This is a genomic window from Paraburkholderia fungorum (genome assembly GCF_046026025.1).
GTDB lineage: Bacteria > Pseudomonadota > Gammaproteobacteria > Burkholderiales > Burkholderiaceae > Paraburkholderia > Paraburkholderia fungorum_E.
This window is the reverse complement of sequence record NZ_JAQQFL010000016.1, coordinates 106,449-129,675: the sequence shown is the minus strand read 5'-3', so window position 1 is coordinate 129,675 and position 23,227 is coordinate 106,449. Positions and strand designations below refer to the sequence as shown.

At 63.2% G+C, this 23,227-nt stretch carries 20 protein-coding genes; 10 read left to right on the top strand and 10 right to left on the bottom strand.

Annotated elements, in window-relative coordinates:
- Positions 1 to 22 precede the first annotated feature (22 nt).
- Positions 23 to 916, bottom strand: coding sequence for a LysR substrate-binding domain-containing protein (locus PQR67_RS19080; protein WP_408462452.1), 894 nt, complete (start codon positions 914 to 916; stop codon positions 23 to 25).
- A 560-nt stretch (positions 917 to 1,476) separates the two neighbouring features.
- On the opposite strand from PQR67_RS19080, the gene PQR67_RS19075 reads away from it, so the two are divergent.
- From PQR67_RS19075 to PQR67_RS19045, 7 genes are all read left to right on the top strand, one after another.
- A complete protein-coding gene (locus PQR67_RS19075) occupies positions 1,477 to 2,571 on the top strand; it encodes an ABC transporter substrate-binding protein (RefSeq protein WP_408462450.1) in 1,095 nt (364 codons plus the stop codon).
- A complete protein-coding gene (locus tag PQR67_RS19070; RefSeq protein ID WP_408462447.1) occupies positions 2,568 to 3,581 on the top strand; it encodes an ABC transporter permease in 1,014 nt (337 codons plus the stop codon). The genes PQR67_RS19075 and PQR67_RS19070 overlap by 4 nt, the downstream gene beginning before the upstream one ends.
- Positions 3,578 to 4,477: an ABC transporter permease gene (locus PQR67_RS19065; protein WP_408462445.1), complete on the top strand. Its 900-nt coding sequence runs from the start codon at positions 3,578 to 3,580 to the stop codon at positions 4,475 to 4,477. Before PQR67_RS19070 ends, PQR67_RS19065 begins: the two co-directional genes overlap by 4 nt.
- A gap of 49 nt (positions 4,478 to 4,526) precedes the next feature.
- Positions 4,527 to 5,600: an ABC transporter ATP-binding protein gene (locus PQR67_RS19060; RefSeq protein WP_408462443.1), complete on the top strand. Its 1,074-nt coding sequence runs from the start codon at positions 4,527 to 4,529 to the stop codon at positions 5,598 to 5,600.
- A 53-nt stretch (positions 5,601 to 5,653) separates the two neighbouring features.
- Positions 5,654 to 6,481 (top strand): transporter substrate-binding domain-containing protein, encoded by an 828-nt coding sequence (locus PQR67_RS19055; protein ID WP_408462441.1) that lies wholly within the window; start codon positions 5,654 to 5,656, stop codon positions 6,479 to 6,481.
- Positions 6,482 to 6,600: 119 nt separating this feature from the next.
- A complete protein-coding gene (locus PQR67_RS19050; RefSeq protein ID WP_408462439.1) occupies positions 6,601 to 7,350 on the top strand; it encodes an amino acid ABC transporter permease in 750 nt (249 codons plus the stop codon).
- A 2-nt stretch (positions 7,351 to 7,352) separates the two neighbouring features.
- On the top strand, positions 7,353 to 8,009 hold the full coding sequence (locus PQR67_RS19045) for an amino acid ABC transporter permease (RefSeq protein ID WP_408462437.1): 657 nt from the start codon (positions 7,353 to 7,355) through the stop codon (positions 8,007 to 8,009).
- A gap of 126 nt (positions 8,010 to 8,135) precedes the next feature.
- On the opposite strand, the gene PQR67_RS19040 is transcribed toward PQR67_RS19045, so the two are convergent.
- The 3 genes from PQR67_RS19040 to PQR67_RS19030 are packed head-to-tail and all read right to left on the bottom strand — an operon-like array spanning position 8,136 to position 12,135.
- Positions 8,136 to 9,416, bottom strand: coding sequence for a c-type cytochrome (locus PQR67_RS19040; protein ID WP_408462435.1), 1,281 nt, complete (start codon positions 9,414 to 9,416; stop codon positions 8,136 to 8,138).
- Between the two features lie 18 nt (positions 9,417 to 9,434).
- The gene (locus PQR67_RS19035) at positions 9,435 to 11,678 is read right to left on the bottom strand and encodes a xanthine dehydrogenase family protein molybdopterin-binding subunit (RefSeq protein ID WP_408462433.1); all 2,244 of its coding nucleotides are present in this window, start codon (positions 11,676 to 11,678) and stop codon (positions 9,435 to 9,437) included.
- Position 11,679: 1 nt separating this feature from the next.
- Positions 11,680 to 12,135, bottom strand: a complete 456-nt coding sequence (locus PQR67_RS19030) for a (2Fe-2S)-binding protein (protein ID WP_408462432.1) — start codon at positions 12,133 to 12,135, stop codon at positions 11,680 to 11,682.
- Between the two features lie 298 nt (positions 12,136 to 12,433).
- On the opposite strand from PQR67_RS19030, the gene PQR67_RS19025 reads away from it, so the two are divergent.
- The gene (locus tag PQR67_RS19025) at positions 12,434 to 12,832 is read left to right on the top strand and encodes a hypothetical protein (protein ID WP_408462430.1); all 399 of its coding nucleotides are present in this window, start codon (positions 12,434 to 12,436) and stop codon (positions 12,830 to 12,832) included.
- Positions 12,833 to 13,289: 457 nt separating this feature from the next.
- Entirely contained in the window at positions 13,290 to 14,111 is an 822-nt protein-coding gene (locus tag PQR67_RS19020) for an alpha/beta fold hydrolase (RefSeq protein WP_408462558.1), read from the top strand.
- On the opposite strand, the gene PQR67_RS19015 is transcribed toward PQR67_RS19020, so the two are convergent.
- The 6 genes from PQR67_RS19015 to PQR67_RS18990 form a co-directional block, all read right to left on the bottom strand.
- Positions 14,108 to 15,067, bottom strand: coding sequence for a peptidoglycan DD-metalloendopeptidase family protein (locus PQR67_RS19015; RefSeq protein WP_408462555.1), 960 nt, complete (start codon positions 15,065 to 15,067; stop codon positions 14,108 to 14,110). The genes PQR67_RS19020 and PQR67_RS19015 overlap by 4 nt on opposite strands.
- A gap of 571 nt (positions 15,068 to 15,638) precedes the next feature.
- A complete protein-coding gene (locus tag PQR67_RS19010) occupies positions 15,639 to 16,055 on the bottom strand; it encodes a hypothetical protein (RefSeq protein ID WP_408462428.1) in 417 nt (138 codons plus the stop codon).
- Positions 16,056 to 16,346: 291 nt separating this feature from the next.
- On the bottom strand, positions 16,347 to 17,609 hold the full coding sequence (locus PQR67_RS19005; protein ID WP_408462426.1) for a c-type cytochrome: 1,263 nt from the start codon (positions 17,607 to 17,609) through the stop codon (positions 16,347 to 16,349).
- Complete coding sequence (locus PQR67_RS19000) at positions 17,606 to 18,313, bottom strand: (2Fe-2S)-binding protein (protein WP_408462423.1); 708 nt, start codon at positions 18,311 to 18,313, stop codon at positions 17,606 to 17,608. Before PQR67_RS19000 ends, PQR67_RS19005 begins: the two co-directional genes overlap by 4 nt.
- Positions 18,310 to 21,138 carry a xanthine dehydrogenase family protein molybdopterin-binding subunit gene (locus tag PQR67_RS18995; protein WP_408462420.1) on the bottom strand — a complete coding sequence of 943 codons (2,829 nt, stop codon included), beginning with the start codon at positions 21,136 to 21,138 and terminating at the stop codon, positions 18,310 to 18,312. The genes PQR67_RS19000 and PQR67_RS18995 overlap by 4 nt, the downstream gene beginning before the upstream one ends.
- A 436-nt stretch (positions 21,139 to 21,574) precedes the next feature.
- Positions 21,575 to 22,339, bottom strand: a complete 765-nt coding sequence (locus PQR67_RS18990; RefSeq protein WP_408462417.1) for a DeoR/GlpR family DNA-binding transcription regulator — start codon at positions 22,337 to 22,339, stop codon at positions 21,575 to 21,577.
- 151 nt (positions 22,340 to 22,490) lie between these two features.
- On the opposite strand from PQR67_RS18990, the gene PQR67_RS18985 reads away from it, so the two are divergent.
- On the top strand, positions 22,491 to 23,078 hold the full coding sequence (locus PQR67_RS18985) for an NUDIX domain-containing protein (RefSeq protein ID WP_408462415.1): 588 nt from the start codon (positions 22,491 to 22,493) through the stop codon (positions 23,076 to 23,078).
- The last annotated feature ends 149 nt before the right edge of the window (positions 23,079 to 23,227 follow it).

Below are 23,227 nucleotides of genomic sequence, written 5' to 3'. Positions count from 1 at the left end.
CAACGCACGCGTCCTACTTCTCTTATTCTTCCCAATGCGCCGCAATCCAGTCGCGAAACAGATTCAGCTTCTGCTGATGCGCGACTGAATCCGGATACACGAAGTAATAGCGCCAGCCGGTCTTGAGCACCGTATCGAACGGCCGCACGAGGCGCCTCGCCGCAACGTCTTCGTCGATCAAGGCAAGGTCGCTGATGGCGACGCCGAAACCCTGCAAAGCCGCGTTGGTCGCCATGTCGAGCGTGTCGAAGCTCGGGCCGTGCTCCGCGTCGATAGCTTGCGCCTTCACGGTATCCACCTCGCTCACCTTGGCGAGCCACATCTTCCAGTCGCGATGGTCGCGCGTCGGATGCAGCAGCGTGTGGCGCGCCAGGTCCGCGATCTCGTCGAGCGGTTTGTCTTTCAGCAGATCGGGCGCACACACCGGCGTCAGACGCTCCTCGAACAAGGACACCGCCTGCACGCCCACGCCCGGCGACGAACCATAGATGATCGCCGCATCGAACGGCTCGAGCTGGAAGTCGACATCGTGCTGCCAGGTCGTGGTGATCTGAACGTGCAACTCGGGATATTCGGCCTGGAAGCGCATGATCTTCGGCAACATCCAGCGCATCACGCAGGTCGGCACCTTCAGCGCGAGATCGGTGCGTTGCCGGGTCAGGCGCAGCGAAATCTCCTCGATACGCGCGAAGCTCTCCTTCACGGCGGGCAGCAGCAATTCACCTTCGGCGGTCAGCGTCAGGCCTTTGGCGTGACGTTTGAAGAGCGGAAACTTGTAATAGTCCTCGAGCGCGATGATTTGCCGGCTCACCGCGCCTTGCGTCAGGCATAAGTGATCCGCGGCACGCGTAAAGCTGCGATGCCGCGCGACGGTTTCGAAGATCTGCAGCGCGTTGAGCGGCGGGAGACGTCGCATCGGAGTAGTCCTGTCCGGGATCAGAAAAAATCATTGCGTGCGCATGCACGCGATAGGCGCCATCACGCCCGTTGAGTCCACAGGATACGCGATCAGAAGTTCTCGCACGAGTTGCGCACAAGCAAACGCACATGCATTTCCCTCATGGCGCGACGATCAATTGTGGCGTAAGCGCGATCGTTTGCACCGACTCAGGGCATATCCCGCCGGGCACCGCACCAGAACCGAGCTTTCCTCATACCTCCTGCCAACCCATTTGCGCAGAAAAATCATGGACGTTAACCCCGATACGCCACTGGATTGGCGTTCCCACGGATCGCAGCAGAGCCACCGCTAGCATCGCGCGACACGGCCCATGAGATTCCGTCATGCCCTCCATGCGCATATTTCGTTTGTTGGGGGATTTTGGCAAACCTAGAGTGCATCAACACGCAGCGCATCCGGTATCGCGTGAGGTTGGGCACTGATTTGGGTATGACACGCAGCGCAAATAGGCGATGCAGTGGCAGTGGGCAGAGCGAATATCACCAGGCAACCGGCGTTCAACACAGGAGACCGCCATGCAGGAAATCAAACGGGGTAGAAGGCAGGCCATCAAGACGATCGGCGCGGCACTCGCGGCGTCCACCTTGCCGATGCCGTTCATCAATCTGCGCGCCCAGGAGCATAACTTCTCCGGCAAGACGCTGCGTCTGCTGACCTGGTCGGACGACACCGGCGCCGCCGCGTTGCGTAACATTGCCGCCACGTTTATGGCGAAGACCGGCGCGAAGGTCATCGCCGACCGCGCCGACGGCACCTCGGGCATGGTCGCCAAGGTCAAGGCCGCGGGCGATCGCCCCACGTACGACGTCATCACGCTGGCCGGCGTCGGCGCGGCGGGTCTCGGTGACGCGGGCCTGTTGATGAAGCCAGATCTCGACAAGCTGCCGAATTTGAAGGACGTCGCGGCGCAATACCGCACGGGCGCGAATGGCTTTGGCGTGGGCTATCTGCTGTGGTCGGACGGGTTGATCTACAACACGTCGACGGTCAAGACCGCGCCGTCTTCGTACGAAGCACTGTGGGACCCGAAGTACGCCGGACGCCTGTTCCTGCCGCCGCCCGAATGGGCCGAAGCGGTGGACCTCGCGATCATCACCGCGAAAATGAATGGCGGCTCGCAGCAGAACATCGAACCCGGTTTCAGGAAGCTGATGCAACTGAAAGACCGCGTGATGACGCTCGGCGAGAACCCGAATCAGGTGGCCGATCTGTTCCGCACCGGTTCGCTCGATATCGGCGGCATCTATTCGCCGGCCTTTTTCCCCGACCAGATCCGCAAGCCCGAATACAAAATGGGCGTGACCTACGGCATGAAGGAAGGCTTCGCCACGCAACTGATGTTCACGGTGATCCCGAAGTCGCATCCCGCCGACAGCGATCTGATCCACGCCTTCATCAACCACTCGCTCGACGCCGGCGTGCAAGGCCGCATGGCGGCCGACGTGCTGAACGGGCCGGTCAATTCGAAAGCCGTGATTCCCGCCGAGAGCCGTGCGTTCGTACCGAGCCCGCAACAGATCGCCGAGAAAGCGATCCTGCATGACGACAAGGCGCTCGCTGTCGTGCAGCCCGCGTGGATCAAGCGCTACACCGAAATTTTCTCGGCATGACCGCGATGCTCGCGCGCTTTTCGCGGCGTGCTTCGCCTGCGGCGGACGCGGCCTCCGACGCGGCGTCGGGCGATACGCCGGGCGCGGCCTCCGGCTCGCCCGGCGCTTCGTCCGGCGCACCGGAGGAAGCGGACCAACCGCACGAAGCGGCGTCCACCGCGCTCGCGAAGGCGCGCCCCTGGCTTCTGCTCGCGCCGATCCTGCTATTTCTCGCCCTACTCGGCGCGGCAGCGCTCGTCGTGCTGCGGATGAGCTTTGGCACCCAGGGCAACGAATGGCACGGCTTCACGCTGCAGAACTATGCCGATCTTCTCGACGGCTATTTCCTGAAGTCGTTGTGGCTCACGCTGAAGCTCGCGTTCCAGAGCATGGTCTGCGCCGTGCTGCTGGCGATTCCCGTCGCGTTGGCAATGGCCCGCACCCAGTCGCGGCTCGCGCGGCGGCTGTTGCTGGCGGGCGTGCTGCTGCCCTTGCTCGTCAATCTGCTGTTGCAAGGTTATGGCTGGTTGATCATTCTCGGTCCGGCAGGCCTGCTCAATCACGCATTGCTCGGCAGCGGTCTCGTCGAGCGTCCGGTGATGTGGCTGTATCGCGAACACGGCGTGTTGCTCGGTTTGATTCAGACGGCGTTTCCGCTGGCCGTGCTGCCCTTGTCGAGCGCGATGCGCGCGGTCTCGAGCTCGTACGAAGAAGCCGCGGCCACGCTCGGCGCGACGCGTTGGCAAACGCTGCGACACGTGTTGCTGCCGCTCGCCATGCCGGGTCTCGTGTCCGGCGCCCTGCTGGTGTTCGCGTACAACGCGAGCGCATTCGCCGTGCCTCTGCTGCTCGGCGGACGCCGTGTGCCGATGCTCGCCGTGCTGGTCCACGATCAGGTCGCACCCTTGCTGAACTGGCCCGCCGCGTCCGCATCGGGTGTCGTCTTGATGATCGCGACGCTCACCGTCATGGCGCTGTCGCAGCGCCTCGTGCGCCGTACACAACGTCTTGCCGAGGAGCCTCACGCATGAGCACGCCGATCCAGACTCCGCGCCTGACGCGTCCACCGCGTTCACCGCTTCTGCCGGGTTTGCCGCGTTTGCCAACCACCATGCCTGGCCAGCTCGGCAAGGCCACCGCGCTGCTCGCCGCCGTCGTGCTGTTCCTCGCCGCGCTGCCGATCCTGACGATGATCACGATGTCGTTCAGCGCGGCCGACACGCTCGAATTTCCACCACACGCCTACGGCCTGCATTGGTACCGCGCGGCGTGGCACAGCTTCGTCTCGCCGGACGCGAGCGACTCGCTCTCGATGGGCGCCGCGCTCAGCACGAGCCTGATCGTCGCGCTCTCGACGATGCTCATCGCCACGCTCGTCTCGGTGCCCGCCGCCTACGCACTGAGCCGCTACCGCTTTCGCGGCAAACCCGCGGTCGAACAACTGGTGGCGCTGCCGCTCGTCTATCCGCTGGTGATGCTCGGCTTGTCGCTGTTGCTGGTATTCAACGTGCTGCCGGTCGAACTCGGCGTATTCCGCCTGATCATCGCGCACGTGATTCTGGCGCTGCCGTTCACCGTGAAAAATTGCGCGGCATCGGTGGCCTCGATCGGCCCGGAGTTCGAGGAAGCGGCCTGCGTGATGGGCGCGAGCCCGAGCCGCGCGCTGATCGACGTGATCCTGCCGCTCATGCGCCCCGGCATTCTTGCCGGCATGCTGTTCGCGTTCATCGTCTCGTTCAACGAATTCACGGTGACCTTCTTTCTGTACGGCATCGACACGATGACGCTGCCGGTGTGGCTCTACAGCCGCACGGTGTCGTCGCTCGATCCGACCGTGTTCTGTTTCGCCGTATTCATCGTCGCGATCGACTTCGCGCTGATCTGGCTGCTCGAGAAACTGATCGGCGACGAAGGCGTGGCGCTTTGACCATCCTTCCGATTCGCGCTGCGACGATGCCTTTTTGCTGGAGCATTCGATGACCCATCTGACCTTGCAGGCCGTGACCAAGCGTTTTAACGCAGCCCACGCCGTCGACCGTGTCGATCTGAGCGTGCCCGACGGCAAGCTGGTGTGCTTTCTCGGGCCGTCCGGCTGCGGCAAGACCACGCTGTTGCGGATGATCGCCGGGCTGGAAACGCCGAGCTCGGGCCGCATCGATTTTGCCGGCCGAGACATCACGCATCTGCCCGCCAACCAGCGCGACTTCGGCATGGTGTTCCAGTCGCTCGCGCTGTTTCCGCATATGACGGTCGCGCAGAACGTCGCCTATCCGCTCAAGCTGCGCAAGACCGCGAAAGACGCGCAAGCGCGCCGTGTGGCCGAATTGCTGGAGCTGATCCAGTTGCCGCATATGGCGAACCGGCCGGTCACGCAGCTCTCCGGCGGCCAGCGGCAACGCGTGGCGATTGCGCGCGCGATCGCGTCGCAGCCGAAACTGCTGCTGCTCGACGAACCGCTTTCCGCGCTCGACGCCAAGCTGCGCGAAGCAATGCAGGTCGAAATCCGCCTGCTGCAACAGCGTCTCGGCATCACGACGATCATGGTGACGCACGACCAGCGCGAAGCGATGACCATGGCCGACGAAATCGTGGTGATGGAGAAAGGCCGGATTGCGCAAGTCGGCAAACCGCTCGATATTTATCGCGACCCGGTGAGCGAATTTGTCGCTGACTTCATCGGGCTCGGTAATATCCTGCCGGTCAGCTACGACGGCGCGGGCGGTGTCAGCCTGCCGGGCGGAAGGCGCATTGCGGTTGCGCAACCGGCGCGCGTGCCGGAGTCCGGCAACGATATCCGCCTGCTGATCCGGCCGGAAGACGTGTGCGTCAAATCGGCGTCCGCCGAGGCCGGGCCGAACCGCCTCGCGGGCACGGTGACATTTATTCGCGATGTGGGGGCGTCGCTTGAGGCCACGATCGACTGTGCGGGTTTCACCCTGACTGCCGCGACCACGCCGCGCGAAACGCCGGGACTGATGCTCGGCATGCCGGTCTTCGCGGAACTGCCACCGCACGCGTGCAAACTGATCGCGGCCCGCGCGGCGCATTGAAACGCTCACCCTGAAGCCCATTCCAATAACGAGTTTTCGACAGAGGAAAGACCATGAATCAGCCCCAAGTTGCCCAATCGAACACGCGCCGCGTCTTCGCCACCCTTGCCGCGACGCTCGCCTTCACCGGCCTCGGCGCGCTGTGCGCCTTTGCGTCGCCGGCCGCGCATGCCGACGCGCTCGACAACATTGCCAAGTCGGGGACCGTGCGCATCGGCGTATTCGAGGACTACCCGCCGTTCGGCTCGATCGGCCCGGACATGAAGCCGATGGGCTATGACATCGACGTGGCCAACCTGATCGGCAAGGCGCTCAACGCGAAGGTCGAACTCGTGCAGGTGACGGGCGACAACCGGATGGCCTATCTGGCTGACCACAAGGCTGACATGCTGCTTTCAGTCGGCCAGACACCCGAGCGCGAAAAGGTGATCGATTTCTCGCAGCCTTACGCGCCCTACTACCTCGCCGTCTTCGGTCCCAAGTCGCTGCCCGTGAAGAACGCCGCCGACCTCGCCGGCAAAACGATTTCGGTTGCGCGCGGCACCCTGGAAGACCTGAGCGTCAGCAAGATCGCGCCGGCCAGCGCGACCATAAAAAGATTCGACGATCCTAACGGCGCAATTTCGGCGTTTCTTTCTGGTCAGGTACAGTTGATGGTAGTCGGCAACGACGTCGGCGCCACCATTCTTGCGCGTCATCCCGCGAACGATCCCGAGCAGAAGTTCTCGCTGTTCAGCTCGCCGGATCACGTCGGTTTGAACAAGAACGAGCCGCGTCTGAAGCAGAAAGTCGACGAAACGATTGCCAAGGCCCGCAAGGACGGCACCATGAATGCGATTTCGCAGAAATGGCTGCGTGCGCCGCTGCCGGCCGACCTCTAAACCTTTATTGCGCGGACTGGCCGAGCCGGTCCCCAAAGGGGGATCCTTCGGGGCATCCTCCAAGGGGACTTCCTTCGGACGTTCGTGCCGGAGTTTGACCTCAGGATGAGCGCCACGCCATGACCTATGCGTTCGATTTCAGCGGCTTCGGCCTGTATGCGGGGCTGCTCGCGCGCGGCGTCGCTGTCACGCTGGGGCTGACCGCCGTCTCCACCGTGCTCGGCGGCCTCGTCGGCATTGGCGGCGCGAGCATCGCGGTGGCCGGCCCGAAGTGGGCGCGCGCGGTGATCGCGACCTATGTCGAGTTGATCCGCAATACGCCCTTCATCGTGCAGTTGTTCTTCATTTTCTTCGGCCTGCCGAGCCTCGGTATTCATATCGACGAAGTGCAGGCTGCGATTCTGGCGATGACCGTCAACCTCGGCGCCTACGCAATCGAAATCGTGCGCGCCGGGATCGATTCGATCTCGCGCGGCCAGGTGCAGGCGGCGCAGGCGCTCGGCCTGCATGGGCGCCAGGTGTTTCGCTACGTCGTGCTGCCCCAGGCGCTCGCCAACGTGTTTCCTTCCTTGTTGAGCCAGGTGCTGATCGTGATGCTCGGCTCGGCGGTGGTCTCGCAGATCTCCGTGCCCGATCTGACCTACGCGGCCAACTTCATCCAGTCGCGCAATTTCCGCTCGTTCGAAAGCTACGTGATCATCACCGCGACGTATCTGGTGTTGTCGATCCTGTTGCGGCAACTCATGAACCGGCTCGGCCGCAACCTCTTTGCGGGCCGCGTGGCGCGCGGCGGCGGTGACAGCGCGCCGCGTAACTGGCGCAGCCGCCTGATGTGGCGCGGCGCCCGCACTCTGCCAACGGAGCGTTGATCATGGTCGACTTCACGCTGTGGGACATCGCCCGCAATCTGTTGCTCGCCGCCCGCTGGACGGTGTTGCTGTCGCTGATCGCGTTTGTCGGCGGCGGCATGGTCGGGCTGATCCTGCTCGCGATGCGCGTATCGCCTCTGCCGTGGCTGCGGCGGATCGTGGTGGTGTACGTCGAAGTGTTTCAGGGCACGCCGCTCCTGATGCAACTGTTTCTGGCGTTCTTCGGCCTGCCTTTGCTGGGCGTCGACGTCTCGCCCTGGGTCGCGGCAACCGTCACGCTGACGCTGTATACCAGCGCGTATCTGGTCGATATCTGGCGTGGCTGCGTGGAAGCGGTGCCGCGTGGCCAGTGGTCCGCGGGGGCGAGTCTCGGCATGACGTTCAGCCAGCAACTGCGCTACATCATCTGGCCGCAGGCGTTGAAGATCGCCGTGGCGCCGACGGTCGGCTTCCTCGTGCAGGTGGTAAAGAGCACGGCGCTCGCGTCGATCATCGGCTTCACGGAATTGACCAAGACCGGCACGATGATCACCAACGCCGCCTTTCGCCCGTTTCCGATCTACGGCATGGTCGCAATGATTTACTTCGCCATGTGTTTCCCGTTGACGTGGTACGCGCGCGTGCTGGAGAGGCGGCAGAAGGTGGGGCAGCACCGCTGATTTGCCGTTGGATGTTTTTGCTTCATTGAGCGCCGCGCAGAGCGCTTAGCGGCCCTCACGCGTATTCATGAAAAGCGGCAACCGTTTTGCACGGTTGCCGCTTTTTTCATTGCCACAGCGATTTGACTACTTCGCCGCCTGGGTCGACTTGCGCAGCTTTGCCACGTCGGCCGCCGTGACCGCCGGTCCACCGTTATTCCACCCGGCGCGCACAAAGCTCAGCACGTCGGCGATCTGCTGGTCGTTGAGCACCGGCGCGTAGTTCGGCATGGGATACGGCGCGGGAATGCCGCCGATCACCAGATCCCCGGTGCCGTTCAACGTCACGTTGATCAGCGAGGACGGGTCCTTCTCCAGCACGTTCGGATTCCCCGCCAACGGCGCCAGCATCGGCGCAAAGCCGCGTCCATCGACGCCATGGCAATGCATGCAATACGCCGTATAAACGCGCGCGCCGGCATTGTTCGCGGGACGGTTCAACGACACCTTCGTCGCTTGCGGATCGTACGTATAAGGCGGCGCACCATTACCGCCTGCCGGCGGCAGCGATTTCAGGTACGCGGACATCGCGGCGATGTCGGTGTCGTTCATGCCCTGCGTGCTGTTGTTGATGACACTGGTCATCGAACCGAACGCCGAGGCATGGCGATTGGCGCCGGTCTTCAGGAACGCCTGCAGATCCTGATCGTTCCAGCGGCCGAGGCCGACGTTGTGTTCGCCCGTCAGATTCGCCGCGAACCAGCCGTCGAGCAGGCCGCCGGTCAGGAACATGCTGCCCGTTTCATCCAGCGCCTTCTCCTGGAACGCGATGCCGCGCGGCGTATGGCACGAGCCGCAGTGCCCCAGGCCCTGGATGAGATACGCGCCACGATTCCACGCCACATCCTTGCCCGGTTTGTCCTGATAGACACCTTTCTCCAGGAACACCATGTTCCAGAACTTCAACGGCCAGCGCATGTTCAACGGCCATTTGATGTCCGGCTCGCGGTTCGCCTGCTGCACCGGCGCGACCCCGCTCATGAAGTACGCGTACAGCGCTTTCATGTCGTCGTCGTTGACCTTTGCATAGGACGGATACGGCATGGCCGGATACAGGTTGTGACCATCTTTCGCGACGCCTTCGCGCATCGCATTCGCAAAATCCTCTTCCGTGTAGTTGCCGATGCCGGTTTGCTGGTCGGGCGTGATGTTGGTGGTGTAGATCTGGCCCATTGGCGTGGTCATCGCCAGGCCGCCCGCGAACGGTTTGCCCTTCGGCGCCGTATGGCACGCAACGCAATCGCCGACCTTCGCCAGATAGGCGCCGCGCTGCACCAATGCCTGATCGGCCGCTTGCGCCGGGCTTTGCGTCAGGAACGGCAACGTCACGCACAGCGCCGCGCCGAAACCCTTGAGTGTGTTGTTCATGTTGGGCTCCAGTCAGGCTCAGGCGGTTTGCAGTTGACTGCCGACCGGCAATTGCCGCAGCCGCTTGCCGGTGGCCGCGTAAATCGCGTTCGTCAGAGCGGGCGCGAGCGCCGCCGTGCCCGGCTCGCCGATGCCGCCCGGCGCCTCGCTGCTCTTCACGATATGCACCTCGATAGGCGGCGTTTGATCGATCCGCAGCATCCGGTAGTCGGTGAAGTTGTTCTGCTCCACACGGCCGTCCTTGATCGTGATCTGGCTATAGAGCGCGGCCGTGATGCCGAAGATGATGCCGCCTTGCACCTGTGCTTCGATCGTGTTCGGATTCACCACCATCCCGCAATCGACCGCGCACACGACGCGCTTGACCGCCACCTCGCCCTGGTCGACGGCAACGTCGACGACGATCGAAAAGAAGCTGCCAAACGCATGCATCACCGACACGCCGCGCCCTTGTCCCTTCGGCACCGTACTGCCCCAGTTCGCCGCCTGCGTGGCGGTATTGAGCACGTTCAGCGCGCGCGGCGTTTTGCCCAGCAGATCCTGGCGGTACTTGACCGGATCGACTTTCGCCTGCGCGGCGAGTTCGTCGATAAAACTCTCGACCACGAAGGTGCCGCGCGTTGGTCCCACGCCGCGCCAGAATGCGGTGGGAACGGCATGCGGTTCCTGGCGCACATAGTCGACCAGTTGATTCGGCAGGTCGTAGGGCAGGTCAGCCGCGACTTCCACGGCATCGGGATCGAGTCCGTGCTGGAACGCGGGCGGCGCGAAACGCGCCATGATCGACGAGCCGACAATCCGGTGCTGCCACGCGATCGGTTTGCCGTTCGCATCGAGCCCGGCGGAAATCTTGTCGTAGTAGTACGGCCGGTACATGTCATGCTGAATATCTTCTTCGCGCGTCCACAGCACCTTCACCGGCGTCGACACCTGTTTGCCGATCTTGACCGACTGCGTGACCATGTCGAATTCGAGCCGCCGCCCAAAGCCGCCGCCGATCAGATGGTTGTGCACGACAATCTTGTCCGCGGGCAGGCCGGTGACGGCAACCGCCGCGTCCACCACCCGCGTCGGCACTTGCGAGCCGAGCCAGATTTCGCAGCCGTCGGGCCGCACGTGCACCGTGCAGTTGATCGGTTCCATCGTGGCGTGCGCAAGGAACGGTTGCTGGTATACGGCGTCGACGCGTGTCTTCGCGTTTGAAAACGCGTTGTTCACATCGCCCTCTTTACGCGCCACCGCGCCATTGCGCTGCGAGGCACTGGCGAGATCGTCGACGATCTGCTTCATGCCGATCTGCGCGCCCGCGCCTTCGTTCCATTTGATATCCAGCGCCTGCAAACCGCGTTTGGCCGCCCACGTGTGATCGCCGATCACGGCGACCGCGTTATCCAGCTTGACGACCTGGCGCACGCCGGGAATCTTCTTCGCGTTGGTGTCGTCGACGCTGGCGAGCGTGCCGCCGAACACCGGGCAATTCGCAATGGCCGCGTAGACCATGTCGGGCACCCGCACGTCCAGTCCGAACATGGCGGTGCCGTCGACCTTTTCCGGCGAATCGAGACGCTTCACCGGCGTGCCGATCACCTTGAAATCTTTCGGATCTTTCAACGGCACGTTCTGCGGCGCGGGCAGCTTCGCCGCGGCTTCCACCAACTGTCCGTAACCGATGCTGCGGTTGCTCGCCGTATGAATCACCTGACCGGCCTGCGCGTGACAGCTTGCGGGATCGACTTGCCATTGTTGCGCGGCAGCACTGATCAGGACGGTGCGCGCGGCCGCGCCGGCACGGCGCATCGGCTCCCACGCATAACGGATCGACGTCGAACCGCCGGTGAGCTGGCCGCCGAGCAACGGGTCCATGAAGAGTTTTTCGTTTGGCGGCGCGTGGTCGAGCGTGACCGAATCGAGCGGCACCTCGAGCTCTTCAGCAATGAGCATTGGGATCGACGTGTAGACGCCTTGTCCCATTTCGACCTTCGGAATCACCAGCGTGACCTTGCCCGCCGTGTCGATCTGGATAAAGGCGTTCGGCGCGAACACGCCGTTTTGCGGCGCTTCGTCGCCATCGCCGCCGATCACCGTTTTGCCGGCCTTCTGGTCCTGACTGACGGCCGGCATGCTGAAGCCGAGCAGCAAGCCTCCACCCGTTGCCGCGCCTACCGTGACGCTGAATTTCAGGAACGTACGGCGTGTGATGCCGCCCGTGCCGCCCTTCGGCGGTGGCGCGCCATTTTGTGCATCGAGCAATCCCCGGGACATGTCAGGCCCCCTTCGCGGCTTGCTTGATCGCCGCGCGGATGCGGTTGTACGTCCCACAGCGGCAGATGTTGCCGGCCATGGCGGCGTCGATATCCGCATCGCTCGGATCAGGGTTGCCCGCGATCAGCGAGGCCGCCGACATCACCTGCCCCGACTGACAGTAGCCGCATTGCACAACGTCCAGTTGACGCCAGGCCTGCTGCACCTTTTGCCCGGCCGGCGTGCTGCCGACTGCTTCAATGGTGGTGATTTTCCGGTCGCCGACAGCCGCTGCCGGCAGCACGCACGAGCGCACCGCGACGCCATCGAGATGCACGGTGCACGCGCCGCATTGCGCGATGCCGCAGCCGAACTTGGTGCCGGTCAAGCCGACGAGATCGCGCAACACCCATAACAGGGGCATGTCGGGCGGTGCGTCGACAGTATGAGTCTGGCCGTTGATATTGAACGTTGTCATGGGCGGCTCCGGGTGGGGTTTATTGTTTGTCAGACTGCTCATTCAGACTGTTTGGACAGAGACGTCGAACCAAAACGCAAAGACTTGCCGTGTTTATTCGACAGGCCGTGCTAATACGCGATGCGGCGATAGTTCAATGGGCGCAGCAGATGATGCGAAGCGCGAGCGCGCTGGGAGGGGCCTGGAAATTGTAGCCTTGTATAAAGAAGTTCGCAGACAAGGCGATTTTGATAGCATGGATCCGACTTGACACGATCGCCCGGCTTGATCGGGCATGACTACCCGAAGGAGCGGCAAGATGAACGACCAGCAATGCATTCAATTCCTTTCGGAGATTCGCAAGCCGCTATTGGCGTTGCATAAGTCGATTCTCGATCACGAACGCGCAGCCTACGAAAAGGAATTCGGCCCCGCGACGCCGGCGGCCTTCCTGCAAGTGCTCATCAACGGCTCGGGGTTCCGCTGGCTGACGCCGCTTTCCACGGTCATCGCGAACGTCGACGAGATTCTCGACGACAAGGAAGCGGATGCCGCCGACCGGCTCGCCGCCGCCGAAGCCGTCACCGGCCTCTTTTCCCCCGACCAGCCCAACAACGCGTTCCTGCCGCGCTATTTGCCGTTGCTGCAAGCCGACCCGGCGATCCTGCATCACCACGGCCAGGTTTCGCAACTGCTGCGCGGGATTGAATCGAAATAGCCGGCGGCGTGGCGCCTTGCGGGGTTTCGTTGGCTTTCGCCGGAATCGGCTGGACGTCGTCGCTGTGATTGAGTGCGGCAGCACGACGTCCGGTGAGCGTTACGCCTTCGGCTCCCGAATTGGCTCACCATTGGCAGGCGCGCATTCCGGTCGATCAGTCGTCGTCTGATGAAATAGCGAATCGACGTACGCTCGACGATTACCAGGCTTTCCGAACCCAGCCAATACAAAAACCCCTTGTTTCAAGGTGATTCATGCGTGCTTCGTAACAGTGCATCGCTCACCGGTCAATCCGGCGACGCCGTGAATCACAATTTTTTGAATTTGCCTGGCTTTGCTGAATAAAACAAAGGTGAGCTTTTGCAGGAAGCACGTCAGACGATGCGACGACAAGCCGGTCAGCACACTTGGGTGGGCCCTGCTAAGGTAAGCAGACTTTCTCCCGATGCTCACCGCCATGCAAAACTGGCCACTCCCCGAAAGCTATACGTTCCGTGATCAAACCGTGCGCTTTCGCGTGTCCGGCAACGGTCCGCCGCTGGTGCTGGTTCATGGCACACCGTTTTCTTCATATGTGTGGCATCGCATCGCGCCCCATCTCGCGCAAATTCGCACCGTCTATTACTACGATCTGCTTGGCTACGGCCAATCCGAGCAACGTGATGGCGAGGACGTCTCACTCGGCGTGCAGAACGTGCTGCTGGCGGAATTGCTCACGCATTGGCAACTGAAGAGTCCGGACGTCATCGCGCACGATTTCGGCGGCGCGACTTCCTTGCGCGCGCATCTGATCGATGGATGCGACTATCGCAGTCTCACGCTGATCGATCCGGTCGCCGTCGCGCCATGGGGGTCACCGTTCGTGCGGCACGTGCGCGAGCACGGCGCGGCTTTCGCCGGGCTGCCGGCGTATATTCACGAAGCGGTGGTGAAGGCGTACGTGCGTGGCGCGATCGCCCGCGATATTCCGGACGAGGAACTCGCGCCTTATGTGACGCCGTGGCTCGGCGCAACCGGACAACCCGCGTTCTATCGCCAGATCGCCCAAATGGACCAGCGCTACACCGACGAGGTCGAAGCACGCTATTCGCAGATGCGCTGCCCGACGCAAATCCTGTGGGGCGAAGACGATCAGTGGATTCCGCCCGAACGTGGCCGGCAACTGGCGGCGGTCATACCCGACGCGCGCTTTCAGCCGGTGCCGCGGGCCGGCCATCTGATGCAGGAAGACGCGCCCGAAGCGATCGTCGCGGCGGCGTTGCGCTGGCTCGCCGCCTAACCGCGGCCTTGCGGCAAGTACGGCATCGGATCGACCGGCTTGCCGTCGCGGCGCAACTCGAAGCCCACGGAGACCCGTGAGTTATTTTCGTCGCCCATTTCGGCAATCTGCTGCCCCTGCCGCACGATGTCGCCAATTTTCACCAGCAGCTTGCGGTTATGCGAGTAGGCAGTCAGAAAGTCCTTGTTGTGCTGAACGATGATCAGACTGCCGTAGCTGTTCAGACCCGTGCCGGCGTACATCACCTTGCCGTCGGCCGCGGCCCGCACCGGATCGCCGGGCTTGCCACCGATTTCGATGCCGCGCGTTTCGCCCGGCTGGAAAGCCTCGACCACGCGGCCACCCGCAGGCCACGCGAGCGATACGCCGTTCGCATGCCGCGAAGTCTGCTGCGCGACTTCGCGCACCTCGGCCGCGCTGGGTGCGGGTGATTGTGCGTCGGACTGCGCCGCGACTTGCGCGGTTGTCGCGCCCGCCGACGCTGACTGCGCGGCGAGCGAAGCAGCCGGCGCGGACGCCGCAGCCTTCGCTGCTGCGGCGGCCGCCGCGTTGGCCAGATTAACCGCCCGCACCGTTTCCGGCGAAGCGACGTGCAGCACCTGCCCCGGCTTCAACCGCGCGGAAGACTTCAGACCATTCCACGCCTGCAACTGCCTGACACTGCAATGATGATGCTGGGCGACGCGCGCCAGGGTATCGCCACGCCTGACGCGATAAACCAGCGGCGGGGTCTTCTTAAGCGGCACGCTGCCGTCGGCAGCCAGCGTGACCGGCGAGCCCGCGAGCGCATCGGAACCAGGCGCGGCCGCCACGGCCGGCACACCGGACGCTGCCGAGGCAACCGGCGCAGCCGATGCCGCGCCCTGCTGCCCCACATTCGCACAACCGCTGACCACCAGCGCAACCGACACGCCGGCCAGACTGGCCATCATTGTTCTGTCGAAACGCAATCCCAACATATTCGACTCCTGCTTTTTTATTGGCAGACCAGGTGCCGCCCTATCGCGTGCGATGCGCGCGTTCTGACGAAGCGCTGCTTTCTCTCGCGACACAGCGAGGCCGCCTCGTGCGGCGCTCACTCATGCCCTGCCATGCAACCCAATCCCTTTCGCCTTGCCGACTGCCCGATGCTCGATAAACAGGCGATCTTCCGCGAAAAGGGCCAGATTGCCGATTAAGATTCACGCGGAATTGTAAAGTGCGTTTTGCAAAAAACGCCCCGCCTCACACACTCTGATACAAACATTACGTACGGTGATCAGACACGGTTGCGTGTGCAACCATCTCCGGCGCGCAAGCCCGATCCGCGCCTCATGGGTGGTGCTGGCCTGAGCCCGCTGCACGCATGGTCGCGAAGATCTGTAAACGGCTACGCCGCCGGACGATCGACTGGTAACGTTTTCTTTAACGGCAAAACGGAGCCAAAACTTGAATGAGCGCTCGCCGGGACGGTTAGCCTAGAGGGAGAAAAGTGTGCGCGAACCGACGGGCGTCATGCCCGTGCGGTCCCGATAAGACGCAAGGTGACTAGCTGTAGGTCTGGCCTTGATACTTCACGTAACCGACTGGATGATGCGTGAAGTGCAGTACCGGCAGAACGGGGTTGGAGTTGTCCTGGGTCGGATAAGCGGTGGCATCGGAAATATATTCGCCTTGAGCCTCGATGGGCTGGCCCGCTTGCAATCCGGGGATTTCATGCGCCAACCCTTCGCTGTCGCCGAAGCGCACGGCGACGAATACCTCGGTACCCGTCAGGTTCTGAGTACCGCCGTCGAATTTCAGCACCTTGTCGATCCTGATGACAAAGTGCTGGTGATTGGCGTTGTTGTGGAACTCCGGGTTCAGGAACACCTTGCTGATCGTGCCTTGCACGCAAAGCAGCGGCGCACTCTGCGATTGGACGGAAGACGGGTTGGGAACGGTTTGCGTCGCGCGATTACTCATGAAGTCTCCGTGAAGGGAATCAGATCGATCTACGGCCAAACGTAGCGCGCGCCGCCGGGGGGCGACGGCGCGATACCATTTGAGCCAACCATCGCGCGTGAGTTCATTGCTCGCCATTCCATTCACGCTACTTGATGCAAGCGGCAGCGTGGTGATACTGCGTCTCGCGCCCCCCACACACGTACTGCGCGCACAAAAAAGAGCCGGTGCCTTTGACGGCACCGGCTCTTCCTTACCTTCCCCCCATCACGCCTGGCGCCAGACTCGCAACACCCTGACGCATGGCATGTTTCATCGCAACGCTTTCACCGCATCGGCGGTCACGTCGGCAGGCTGACCGCCATACGTCGCGCGCAGATAATTCGCGAGCTGAGCCAGTTCCACGTCGCTGAGTTGCGTGGCGAAGCCCGGCATCTCCTGCATCCGTTCGAGGCCAGGAAAATCCTGCGCGCCAATGCCGTCGAGCATCGCCACGATCAGGTTATGCGCATCGCCTTGACGCACGGTCGAGTTGGCGTGCATCGGCACGGCGACGTGCGGCTTGCCCTCACCGCCCAGGCCGTGACAACCGGCGCACACCGCCAGATACACATTGCGCCCCGCCTCAAGTTGCGCGGCATCGGCCGAGACCGTTTGCAGGGGTTGCGGCGCCGGCGCCTGGTCGCCGAGCAGATAGGTCGACATGGCGCGCAGATCGTCATGCGTCATGTACTGGCTGCTCAGATGCACAACCGGATACATCTCGCCGAAGGCCGAGCCTTGCGGCGCGATACCGGTAGCGAAGAACGTCTGCAAGTCCGCTGCCGTCCAGCCACGCGCCGCCAGACCATGCGGCGTGATGTCCGGTGCGGCGATCCGGCCGAGCGCCGCGCCCGTCAGCGGCTTCGCTCCATCGAGCTGGCCGAACGTGCCGCGCGGCGTATGGCATTCGGCGCAATGGCCAAGCGCGCTCGCCAGATAGCGTCCGCGATTCCAGTCCGCGGACGCCCCCTTCGATGCGTCGGGCAACGTGTCCTTCAGGAACATCCAGTCCCAGAAGCGCACGCCAAATCGCACGTTGAACGGAAACGACAACTCCGGTTCGTGGTTCGCCACGGCCGCCGGTTTCTGCGCCATCAGATATGCGTAGATCGCGTCGCTATCCGCGCGCGACAACTGACGGTACGACGTGTACGGCATGGCCGGATACAACTGCTTGGTCGGCGTGACGCCGTCGTGCAGCGCCTTGTAGAGATCGTCCGCGCTCCAGTTGCCGATACCGTGGTCCTTGTCCGGCGTGATGTTGGTGCCGTAGAAGGTGCCGAACGGCGAAGCCAGCTTGACGCCGCCGGCGAACGGCGCACCGTCCGACGTGGTATGGCAGGCGGCGCAGTCGGCGGCTTTGACGAGGTAACGGCCGCGCGCGAGCGGATCGGCGGCAGTGGATTGCGGGCCCAATGCGGCCGCGGCCTGCATCGCAGCGGCGGAGTCGTCGTGCTTGCCGCAAGCGCTGAGCAAAGCCGCGGTACCGAGCAACAGCAGCGCGCGGCGCACGTTCATGGAGGCGCTCATCATGCGGCATCCTTTACGAGGCCGGGCGTGGTCATCACGACCTCCTTCACGGCTTCGTAGTAGCGCACGTAGCCCGTGCAGCGGCAAATATGGTCGTTCAACGCCTCGGTGATGGTTTGCTCGACCTGACTCTTCGCAACCGGCTGGCGCTTCAGGCGTTCGATCAGCACCGTCGCCGCGTTGACGAAGCCGGGCGTACAGTAGCCGCACTGAAAACTGAAGTGCTCGAGAAACTTCTGCTGGATCGGCGACAGCTCGACGACCTCGCCTGCTTCGTTGCGCTTCGCGTGCCCTTCAATCGTGCGGATGGTTTTGCCGTTGAAGAAATTCGCGCCCGTGATGCAGGTGCGCACTTCTTCGCTGGTGCCGTCCGGCTTGTCGACGATCACGACGCACGCGTGGCAGATGCCCTGGCCGCAACCGAGGCGCGAGCCGGTCAGATGCAGGTACTCGTGCAGGAAATCGATCATCATCAGACCGGCGGGCACGTCGGTCGGGCCGACGATCTCGCCGTTCACCTTGACCGACACCGGCAGCGTGCGGAAATGCGTCAACGGACGCTCGACCACCGTTGCCGCCGGCGCGCCGGCAGCAACGCCCGAGGCGCCGGAAGCCGGGTTGGCGGCGGCAGCGCCAGAAACAGCAGCCGCGCTGGCCGCGCCGGCGCCGCTAGCGGCATTGGCGGAAGTTTGAGTGGGGGCCGTCATGCGAGCACCTTCTGAATAAGTTGCGGGGTGACCGGCAGGTCGGTAAAGCGATGGCCGATCGCGTGCGCGATACCGTTCACGATGGCGCCGACCACCGGAATCATCACGACTTCGGCGATGCCCTTCGGCGGGTCGGTCTCGGTCAGCGGCGGCAGCACGTCGCCGGTCTGGGTCCAGACGGCGACATCCGCCGCGCGCGGCAAGTGGTAGCGATTGAAGTTCCACGTGCCGTTGCCCGGGCCGTCTTCATAGAGCGGCAAATACTCGTGCAACGCATGGCCGATGCCCATGGCGAGACCGCCTTGCAACTGGCCCGACACGAGTTGCGGCGAAAGCTGATTGCCGCACTCCATGATCGAGTGATGCGCGAGCAGATTCACCTTGCCGCTCGCTTCATGCACCGACAGCTCGACCAGCGTGCCGACCGCGCTGTAGTACGTCACGGCCGCGTTATTGCGCTGAACCGGCGGAATGAACACGCGCTGACGGTCGAGCACGCGGTATTGATTCGGCGTGGTTTGCAGTTTCTTCTTATCGGCCGAAGCGTTATCGCCGTAGCGCAGCGCGAGGCCGTCGAGCGGCAGACGCTCGACGCTGCCATCGATCTCGAAGTCCGACTCGGTCCATTGCCAGCGATTGAACACGTGCACGGTCGCGCCGGTGACGAGACCCAACTCGTGCGCCTTCTTCGCGAGCTGTTCGAACGGCAGCGCTTCGAGCCCCGCCGCGGACAGCTTGCCGTCGACCCAGCGCGCGTCTTCCATGCGCACCACCAGCGGCGCGGCCTGACCGCCGCCCAGCCCCTGGCTCCAGATCGCCATCGCTGCCGGCCACAAACCGTGCGCGAAGACGACGCGTGCCGCTTCACGCGTGCTGTGCGTAAAGTAGAACGCCGAATTGGTCGCGCTCGACGGCGACGCATAACCCGGCGACCAGCGCGGATTCGCGGCCAGCTTGTCCTGGTCCGCCTGCGACATCATGTAAGGATCGCCGCTCGTGACGACCGGCAGATCCGGCCAATCGGTGATCGCCACATGCACGTCGGTGGCCGGTTTGCCGAGCCACTTCGCGACCGCGATCGCCTGCGAGGTCGACATGCCGGTGCCGATTTCGGCGGCCGTGTGTTGCAGGCCGATCTTGCCGTCGGCGCTGAACTCGACCTTCGCGAACGAGGTTTCCGCGCCCGTGCCGAAGTCCTTCTGCACGCACGCAAAACCGACGCCATAACGCGTGCCCGGATGCGCGGCTTCGAACTCGGCCTTGCGCTTCGCCCGATTCACCCACAGCGGATGAAGCTTCGCCTTCTGCAGCACGTCGTCGACACGAATCGCGCCGGCGGGGACCGCGCCCTGCGTGTTCTTCATGCCCGAGCGCAGCGCGTTTTTCAGGCGGAAGTCGATCGGATCGAGATTCAGTTGCGCGGCGATTTCATCGACCATCATCTCGGTCGCGGCCATGCTTTGCAGCGTGCCGTAGCCGCGCGCCGAACCGGCGTCGATGGCGCGCGAGGCGATCGCCACCGACGAGAGATCGTTCTTCGGGAAGTAATAGATCGATTGAGCGGCCGTTGCGCCGACCATCGCCACCGACGGCGAAAAGTTGCAACGCCCGCCGCCGTTCGCTTCCATTTCGGCCTTGAACGATTGCATCAGACCGGTGTTCTTGTCGACCGCGATCCGATAGTTCATCTTGAACGCATGGCGTTTCAAGGAAGTCTGGAACTGCTCGTAACGATCGTTGGCAAGACGCACCGGACGGCCGTCCGCATACATCGCGCAGACAAGGCCGTAGAACGGCACGTTGAAGTGGTCCTTCGAACCGTAGCCCACCGTGTAGCACGGGTGGATGAACAGGTTCTTCACCGGGAACGCGCACTTCGCGACCATGCCGGCGGCACTGTCGGCGACTTCCGACGGCGCCTGGGTCGGCACGACCATATGCAGCGATTGGGTCGCCGCGTCGTACCAGCAGTTCGCGTTGTCGGGTTCGAGCGCAGCCGTGTCGATCGACTGCGTGTTGTATTCGCGCTCCAGCACGAGCCAGTCCGCCGACGGGTGATCCAGCTCCTGCTGGATCTGTCCGGCATGGAACATGCCCTGCTCGTCGAGCTTGCCGTGTTCGACGCCGTCCGGCCACACCGGCTGGTGCTTGCGCATCATGCTCGGGAACACCGGCGCGTCTTTCAGACTGGAGAAGAGGTCGTCGTCATACGGCGTCTTGCCGCCGACGCGCACGAAGCGGAACGTGCCCCACGGATCGCGTTCGAGCGGCCCGGTCTGCGTGCCGTAACGGATGATCTGATCCTGGAACTTCAGTTTGTCTTTCGCGAAGCGGAAGCGCGCGAAGTCGTGATAGATCAGGATCGCGACCGCCTGGCCGAGATACGCGGGCGTCTTGCCCGGCGGCAACAACATGTCGTCGCCGTAGAAAGCCGGGAAGATCAGGCCGTCGCGCGTCAGATCGGCCGCCGTGACCACGCGGTCCGGCTTCAGTTCGTCGCCGAGCAGCGTCAGGTCGAAGCCTTCGTAGCTGCGGTCGGCTTGCGTCGTGCGCAGGATGAAGGCGTGCGATTGCTGCTGCGGCCAGTGCGGCATGTCGGCGGCGCGGATGTCGCGCGCGAACACTTTCGAACCGGTCACTTTGGCAATCCCGTCGATACGGAATTTCGCCTGGCCGTTAGCGGCGTCCCACTGAACCGGCGTCAGAATCTTTTCTTCGAACAACGCAGCGAATGCGCGGCTGCCCATCGGCGCGATATACACCGACACACCCGCCAATACGCTGGCCTTCAGAAAACTACGACGCGAAAGGTCGAGTTTCCCCATGGACTTCTCCTTTAATGAACACGGCGGCAACCCCATGGCAGGACGAACGCGGAACACAGACCGTCGCGGCACGCCTGCATATCAGCTTATACGTGGCGGACCTGCGCGAAACGGCTGTAAACCACGAGGGAGGTGTTCGAACCGCGGGCGCTTACCTGCGCTCGGGCGTACCGGCGACGTGCAGCAGCCATCACTTCGGCTATGCCGCAGTCGATCTGATTGACCTTGAACTACCGTGAGTTGCCTATTTTCTTGCCCTCCAGAGGGCAAAGGCCGGGATTATCGCGCTGAATCGCAATAGGGTGCGTCAATTTTTGTTCTCTATCTCGGAAATAACGGATCGCGTATGGGTCACGAATGGATCGCGCATGGATCGCGCATGGATCGCGCATGCATCGCGCATGCATCGTTATAACAGCAGGTTCATAACGATTTATCAGGCACGCAAGATCGTGATGCCCAAGGCTTCGAACGGCGCGGTGAGCGCTTCGGGCGTGTTCCTCTCGACGACGATCGTACTGGCCGCCGACACGTCCGCAATCCTGTACGCCGAGGCCGCATTGAGTTTTTCCGCCGACGCCAGCACCACCGTTTCCGCCGCATGCTCCACGAGCGCGCGCTTCACGTAGGCCTCCTCCATATCGCCGGTGCTCAGGCCCGCTTGCGGATGCACCCCGGTCACGCCCATGAAATAGAAGTCGGCGCGAATGTGGCTGAGGGCTTCAATCGCGGCCGCGCCCACGTTGACCATTGAATGCCGGAACAGGCGACCGCCGATCATGATGACCTCGAGCTCCGTGTGCTCCGCCAGTTCGACGGCGATGCTCGGACTGTGCGTGACGATCGTCGCCCGCAAATCGCGCGGAAGGTGACGCGCCAGTTGCACGGCAGTCGTGCCGCCGTCGATAAACGCAATCTGGCCGCGCCCGATCAGGGCGGCCGCCGCCCGGCCGATCGCCGCCTTCGATGCCGATTCGATTTGCTCGCGTCCGGCAAAATCCGCCGCCGCCGGCGACGCCGGCGACGCCGGCAAGGCGCCGCCATGCACGCGCTGAAGCTGCCCCTCCGCGGCAAGCTCGCGCAAATCGCGCCGGATGGTGTCTTCCGACACGTCGAACGCCATGCTCAAGGTCTTGGCAATCACCTGCCCGTCACGCTCGAGCGTGTCGAGAATCAGCTGTTTTCTTTGCGATGTCAGCACGACGGCGATCCTGTCTGTATGTCGGTTAGTTTGATCGATTGCACGAAATTTCTTGTTTTTGCACGATACTGCACGATACCATGAATTGCACGCGGAGCAGACCGCGTTTTGCTTTTCCAACAGAACCAGATGCGAGGACAGGATGCGAGTCATGAACGAAATCGACGGGCGGGTGCGGATCGTCGACGTGAAAGTGCTATCGGACGACTGGTACGTGCTGAAGAAAACCACCTTCGACTACCAACGCGCGGACGGCAGTTGGCAACGCCAGAGCCGCGAAACCTACGATCGCGGCAACGGCGCGACGCTGCTGCTGGTCGACCCGCGCCGCCGCACGGTCGTGTTGACACGGCAATTCCGCTTGCCGGCGTTCGTCAACGGTCATCACGGCATGCTGATCGAGGCGCCGGCCGGTCTGCTGGAGGCGGCCTCGCCCGAGGAACGCATCCGCGCCGAAGTCGAAGAGGAAACCGGCTACCGCGTGCATGAAGTGCGCAAGGTATTCGAAGCTTTCATGAGCCCGGGTTCAGTGACGGAAAAGCTGCATTTTTTCGTCGCCGAATACGATGCGCTGGCAAAAGTCGGCGCGGGCGGCGGGATCGCCGACGAAGGCGAAGATATCGAGGTGTTGGAACTGCCGGTGGACGAAGCGCTGGAGATGATCGGGCGCGGCGAGATCGTCGACGGAAAGACGATCATGCTGTTGCAGTACGCAAAGTTGAATCTGTTCAACGCGTAAGCGGCCACGCGCAGGACGTTCGGCAGGATCGACGGTGGCTGGTCTGGGCGCTCACGCGAAATGCGGCAAGCGCCCTGCCGCTGCTACTGCTACTGCTACTGCTACTGCTACTGCCGCTCTGTCAGCGGCCTCGCCGCGCGTCAGCCATT